This is a genomic window from Pseudomonas sp. TNT2022 ID642 (genome assembly GCF_028656995.1).
GTDB lineage: Bacteria > Pseudomonadota > Gammaproteobacteria > Pseudomonadales > Pseudomonadaceae > Aquipseudomonas.
This window is the reverse complement of the sequence record NZ_JAMDGW010000046.1, coordinates 1-1,099: the sequence shown is the minus strand read 5'-3', so window position 1 is coordinate 1,099 and position 1,099 is coordinate 1. Positions and strand designations below refer to the sequence as shown.

Sequence of the window (1,099 nt, the reverse complement as noted above, 5' to 3'; positions counted from 1 at the left end):
CAGATCTGACAGGTGCGCAATTCGCCGTTTAGCCGTTCAATCACTCCGTCACCTTCCCGACCGGAGTCGTTGCCATGTCCGCCCCGAACAAACCGCTGATCCTCAAGGAACTCGACATCCCCGGTCGCAGCAAAGACCCGGTGTCGACGAATCCCGATATCTGGGGCATCAACATCGCCGCCGCGCTAGGCAATTTTCCTCTTAACGGTCTGCTGTGCCAGGCGGGACCGTGGGGGAACATGGCGGAAGGCGACAGGTTGACGATCTTTTGGGGCACCGGCCAGAACGCCTGGGTGGAAACCGTCAACAAGGACGAGGTCAACACGCAACTGCGCATGTTCGTGCCTTCCCGGCACATGGTCGATGGCCGCTTTGCGGTGTCCTATGTGGTCAAGCCCTTGGGCGGCACGGATCAACCGTCCGAAGTCATGCAGGTACTGGTCAAACTCACGCGCCCCGGCGGTCATGACGACAACGGTGATGGCGGGCACTCCAAGCTGATCATGACGATTCCCAAGGAGATCGTTGACGGCGGCATCGACAAGGACAACGTCGACGCTGGCGTGCCGATCAGCATCGGCAAGGCCGACGGCACACCGCCCTATCCCTACGCCGCGGCCGACGATATTTGTCGCGTGAGTTGGGGCGGGATCTTCGTGCCCAGTAAGCCGCTGACCCAGGAACAGGCCGAAGGCAAGACGCCAATCATCGTGAATATCGAAGGAAAAAACATCACCGACGCCGGTGATGCAGAGTTTCCCGGCGTCGCCGTGGTGTTCGAGGTGTACGACAAGGTCTTCAACCGCTCCGAGGACTGGAGCCCCGAACAGCGTGTGGTAGTGGCGGTGGATGCGACCCGGCTGATCGCGCCATTGCTCAAGGAAACGCTGAACAACGTGCTGGACGTCGACAAACTGGGCGAAGCCGATGGCACCGTGCAAATTATTGCCACGGATACCAGCAAGTTCAAAGTCGGAGACAAGGTATTCATCAGGATCAAGGGCACCCCCGTCGAGGGGCCGCCGATTGATTGGGAACCGTCAGCAGGCGTGGAGTTGAACAGTGTGCCGAGCGTTATGGAAACCTCGGCCCCCAACGC

General features: G+C 60.1%; 1 pseudogene. It reads left to right on the top strand.

Features of this window, described 5'->3' with window-relative positions:
- Window positions 1–74 precede the first annotated feature (74 nt).
- Window positions 75–1,099: pseudogene (locus tag M5G26_RS29325) on the top strand (hypothetical protein); the annotation flags it as partial.